General features: G+C 36.9%; 5 protein-coding genes. 1 reads left to right on the top strand and 4 read right to left on the bottom strand.

The features are described 5' to 3' along the window. Positions 1–648: 648 nt before the first annotated feature. Positions 649–1206, top strand: coding sequence for a replication/maintenance protein RepL (locus ACZ3I4_RS47790; RefSeq protein WP_048558832.1), 558 nt, complete (start codon positions 649–651; stop codon positions 1204–1206). A gap of 13 nt (positions 1207–1219) precedes the next feature. Here the strand turns inward: ACZ3I4_RS47790 and ACZ3I4_RS47785 are convergent, their stop codons facing one another. The 4 genes from ACZ3I4_RS47785 to ACZ3I4_RS47770 form a co-directional block, all read right to left on the bottom strand. Continuing rightward, on the bottom strand, positions 1220–1417 hold the full coding sequence (locus ACZ3I4_RS47785) for a hypothetical protein (RefSeq protein ID WP_048558833.1): 198 nt from the start codon (positions 1415–1417) through the stop codon (positions 1220–1222). Continuing rightward, complete coding sequence (gene mobV, locus ACZ3I4_RS47780; protein ID WP_053082646.1) at positions 1417–2763, bottom strand: MobV family relaxase; 1347 nt, start codon at positions 2761–2763, stop codon at positions 1417–1419. The genes ACZ3I4_RS47785 and mobV overlap by 1 nt, the downstream gene beginning before the upstream one ends. A 614-nt stretch (positions 2764–3377) precedes the next feature. After that, on the bottom strand, positions 3378–3755 hold the full coding sequence (gene qacH, locus ACZ3I4_RS47775) for a quaternary ammonium compound efflux SMR transporter QacH (RefSeq protein ID WP_000121134.1): 378 nt from the start codon (positions 3753–3755) through the stop codon (positions 3378–3380). Beyond that, the gene (locus tag ACZ3I4_RS47770) at positions 3755–4306 is read right to left on the bottom strand and encodes a TetR/AcrR family transcriptional regulator (RefSeq protein WP_000028029.1); all 552 of its coding nucleotides are present in this window, start codon (positions 4304–4306) and stop codon (positions 3755–3757) included. The genes qacH and ACZ3I4_RS47770 overlap by 1 nt, the downstream gene beginning before the upstream one ends. Positions 4307–4791: the final 485 nt, after the last annotated feature.

Here is a 4791-nt window from a genome sequence, read left to right as displayed (position 1 = left end):
TCAATCCTAGTGCTACTACGGCTAATAAATTTAAATTACTTTTATTAATGCTACTGTTACTATTCATGAAAGCTCAACTCCCTTCTTTAAAATTAGATTTCTAAATATCAAAGATTTTTATTCGAACACCATCAATTCTCCCCTTGTTTTAGGGTGGAGGCTGGCAAGGGGGTTTGGGGGAAGCCCCCATATTGCGTAGATCCATAAGGCAAAAGAGAAAATTTATGAACGGAAGCTCTGGCGGTTTTGGCGGTATAATGGCTCGAGCAAGCCGATTTCCTGAATTCCTCGTTTTAGGTACGTCGGCTTGGCGAAAGTACAGCACCGCCAAAATTTCGGAATGCAAGGAGAAAAGGGTGGAGATTTTTCGGTGGTCTGTCCGAAAAATACTACCCGAACCTTGCGTGGAGAAAAGCCCTTTAGGAGATATAGAAGGGAACACAGAAAAAATGTTGATATATCAATGTTTTAGTTAAGGTAATGTGTCATAGCTTGTGACACGTATATGTGTCATAGCTTGTGACACATAGTTGAATTAAGATGTGTCATTTTTGCTTGACTATAGTTCATTTTTGACCTATGATGTGTCATAAATTATACATATAGGTATCACAGCTGATGATACATAACAAGGGAGAGAAGGATTCTATGCCAGCAGAGGTGCGTAAATTGGACGAGCAGAGAAAAATTAATGTTGAGTTAACCCCTGAACAACTTCAAATGCTTCAAAGACTTATTGATCTTGAACAGCAAGAAAACAAAGACAAAGAGCAATTTGAAGAGAAAAAGAAAAATCATAATTTCATCCAGCTTTATCGTGACAACATGCCAGAATTAAGATGGTTAATGGCAAATCATAACTTCGCAAGTTCTTTATTATTTTTTATCTTGGAACACATGGATAACAGAAATGCTTTAGCTTGTTCTTATGCAGTTTTTGAAGATTATTTTGGCAAATCAAGGTCAACAGTTTACAGAGCAGTAAAGCTTTTAGAGGAGAATGGATTTTTAAATGTTTTAAAAATGGGAACATCAAACGTCTATGTAGTGAACGAAGACCTTGCTTGGACAGATGGCAATGACAAAAAGAAATTTGCTAAATACGATGGTAAAATCCTTGTCAGCAAAAAGGAAAACAAGGACTTTGAATACAAAAGCCAATTTGATAAATTTAAAGCCCTTAGAGAACGTGAAAACTTAAAATAAAGCGAGTAGATAACTACTCGCCTTTCTTTATTTCAAGAGCATATTTGCCCTCATTTGAATCTTGGTCAACACTTGTAAAAACACCAATATCTTTTATTGGAATAAGAGTTCCAGAACCTAAATGAGGTCTCTTTCTATCCCTCATAAAAAGCATTAATTCTCCCTCTTGGTCTAGTTTCTCCAACTTCTCAACCAATTGTTTCACCTTCATCAGCGTTCCATCTCCATCCCTTTTTGCCTTTGTGGCTTCTCCATTTTTTCTAAAGAGTCCTGGACTAATTTATCTTGCCTATCATCCAGGAACTTGATTGTACTTCGGTCTACATCATTCATCCTCAAGAACGTTTTTACTCGGTCAAGTTGAGCGTGTAAAACTTTGCCCACCCTCTCTTTAAAAACAGAAAACTCCTTGCTGATCTGCACGAGTTTTCCCTTCAATTTTCCGTTCTCTAATTTCAATTCCCGATTCTCATTTTGGTAAGACCGGTTCTCAATTTTTAGAGTGTCCACCTGTTGTTTTAACTCCTTTTTCTCCTTCAACTGGTCATTATATTTATTAACGAGTCCATTGTACTTTTCTATCAAGTCTCCATAGTTCTTTACAATGTCTGTTTGCTTCACTTTTTGCAGTGCTTTTTTCTCTGCTAAGGAGTCTAAATTCTCTTCAATATCTTTGTAGTAATAGCGAATTTTATCTTGTCCAATTTGCATATCAGCTTTCAGCTGCGTAACTTCTTTTTGAGTCTTTTCCAACTCTTTCTGCAGATTCTCTGCTTGTAGCTGATAAGCCACACCATTGGTCGCATAATCGACTAGGCTTTTGTAGTCTTGTTCCTTCATTCCAACAAGCCCTAGAACCTTTTTAGCTTCGATATTCGCAATCGATTTCGATTTATCATCAATCTCTTGAATATGCCCCATTGTCCGCTCATATTTCTCTTGGGCTTCCTTCTCCATGCTTTGAAACGTTTGAGCCTTATATTTAGCCGTCTCCACGTGTTTACGGCTCGACGAGACCCCTCTTTCCAAATTAAAGTCATTTTGCTTCAGGTACTGATTAAAATCGTCCTGAAGACTCACCAGTTGCTTTTTCTGGCCAAAGAAATCTTTAGCCGATAGTCGGCCATCCTCCGTTACTGGAACGAAGCCTACGTGCATGTGAGGGGTTTTCTCGTCATAGTGAACAGTCGCATAGATTAAATTCTTTTCACCGTATCGATCAGCAAGGAACTCATGAGCCGTTTCAAAATACCTTTTCTGCTCTTTGGGTGAAATTTTATCGAAGAATTCCTTGTCAGAGGTAATTAAGAATTCAGCCAGCTTAACTGCATCTTTACGGATCTTTTTTCCAGAGGTCACATTGTCCTCAATTACTTGGCTAATTTTCTCGTTGTAATCAATCTGCCTTTGACCGTTTATCAAGTCATAATTCAGATGAGAATCAGCTTTATTGATGTCGGGATTCGTTTCACTTTCCCTCTCTCTTTGGTTGTGAAATTGAATCCCTTTTATCCCATTTGATTTCATTTTCTGCATTCGGATAATGGAGTAACTCATGGGGTACGCACCCTTTCTGAAAATCGATAGATTAATAGAAAGTGTAACACACTACACTTTGCACGCAAAGTTTCATGTGGTCTGCGACGCTAAAAGCCAAACCTTGGGCTTTGCCCAAACCCACTGGGGAACTCTTCCCCAGACCCCCTTAATCGAACTCCCCAACCCCTCAATCCTTGAGGGGCTCCCTCGCCGGTAGGCAGCTCAAAAGGTGTTGCCTTTTGAGACACCAAGAGGGTCTTGGTGAAGTGAGTCTATCAACTCCTTATCCTCCCTTCGGTCCGGTACCGTTGACAGACGCCATACGGGCCTCTCTCGCCTTTGTAAGAGGTTGCCCCTAGTAAAAACCCTTAAAAAGCAAAAAAGACGCTTCTAGGGGTAGCGTCAGGGAAATGCGGATTTACAACGGTAAGCATTTGATACAAGTCTTATGAGACAGTCAGAAGTCATTTAAAACGCTAATTTCATTATGTCTCAATAAACTCTACTCTATTGGAATTGTGAAGTGATACACTTAAACTAACGTACGCAGGTTTGTTGAATAAGGACTTCAAAAAATACCCTTAATTAAGCTAAAAAGTCCTTCTCTTTATTAAGAAGGACTTTTTTATGTGTTATTCCATTGTCTCATTCATTGTAATAGTTTCGCTTGCTTCATGACCAGATTCTCCATGTCCTGGTCCAAACAAATTCAATATTACAACTCCTACAAGAATCAGTGTTATTCCTGCAATGCTAGCCATGTTAAGTTTTTCCTTCCAAACTAAAACTGAAATTACTGTAGTCAAAACAAGTCCTAAACCTGCCCATAATGCATATGCAGTGTTTAAGGGGATTGTTTTTAGCGACAAGGATAAAAAGAAAAAACAACCAACGAAAGCTATTATTACCCCTATTGTAGGATAGAGTTTTGAAAAGCCTTCAGATGCTTTTAATAGGGAAGAGCCAATAATCTCCCCCACTATTGCAAGTGCTAAATATAGATATGACATTATTCGTCCTCCTGAATCATGTTTATTAGTTCATCAAAAACTTGTGTTTTTAGTTCTTCATTTAATGGTGCCATTCCAAATATTTCTGAAAACCAAAGACCATCTATGGATAATCTTGTAATTGTTATTTTGACAGGATCAATTCCATCAGTTATTAACTTTGTATGCAAAATATCGTATCTCTGCCGGAATTCATCTAATAAATCTGGATTAATAAACATAGCAGCCATTAGTGCGGAATTTAGATTATTGTTTTCTAAATCGGAAAATGTAGATTTAAGATAAGCCCTATTCCATTTTCCTATTGCGTTATCATCGTCGTTATTAACTAACGTATTAATGCATTCGAAATAATTATTTGTCCAATCTTCCACCATTCCTTTAATTAATGCTTCCTTGCTAGGAAAATGGTATAATAATCCACCTTTACTCACGCCAGCTCTTTGGGCGACTGCCTCTAATGTGAGTTTGACAACTCCTTCTTCTTTTACAATTTCAGATGCAGCAATCAATATATTTTTTTTCTTATTAGCATGCTTTGAAATAGACATAATAACCTCCATAACTTAGATACATATAATATACCTTCTGGACGGTTTTTTTGTCAATCGAATTAAAGCTCTTATTTAATATCACTCTTTCACATAAAAATAATCCAATAAATTAATCTAAAGATTGTGAAGAAATGTACTTAAAGTAAAGGGAGCTTTAGTTCAACAGTCGATTTCTTAAAATCGGCTTTATTTATGGGTGAAAATTACATTACCGTTGTAAATCCGCATTTTCAGGACTCTACCCCTTCTAGAGCGCCTCTCATTGTTTTAGCGATTAATTATTATTCCCCTTATTATTTTTTTGAAAATGTTCTTTGTAATATAAATAATCAACTTTATGTTTTGTGGACATTAATTGAGTCGCTAATATTGCGGTGTAAATTGTCGTCAATCCTAGTGCTACTACGGCTAATAAATTTAAATTACTTTTATTAATGCTACTGTTACTATTCATGAAAGCTCAACTCCCTTCTTTAAAATTA

The sequence above is a fragment of the Actinoplanes sp. NPDC021490 genome, from assembly GCF_055562135.1.
The sequence above is the reverse complement of the archived record's forward strand: the minus strand, read 5'-3'. Positions and strand labels throughout refer to the sequence as shown.

Excerpts from the sequence above, each read along its gene's own strand:
- qacH (WP_000121134.1), bottom strand. The coding sequence starts at position 3,755 with ATGTCATATCTATATTTAGCACTTGCAATAGTGGGGGAGATTATTGGC.
- mobV (WP_053082646.1), bottom strand. The coding sequence starts at position 2,763 with ATGAGTTACTCCATTATCCGAATGCAGAAAATGAAATCAAATGGGATA.
- ACZ3I4_RS47785 (WP_048558833.1), bottom strand. The coding sequence starts at position 1,417 with ATGAAGGTGAAACAATTGGTTGAGAAGTTGGAGAAACTAGACCAAGAG.
- ACZ3I4_RS47770 (WP_000028029.1), bottom strand. The coding sequence starts at position 4,306 with ATGTCTATTTCAAAGCATGCTAATAAGAAAAAAAATATATTGATTGCT.
- ACZ3I4_RS47790 (WP_048558832.1), top strand. The coding sequence starts at position 649 with ATGCCAGCAGAGGTGCGTAAATTGGACGAGCAGAGAAAAATTAATGTT.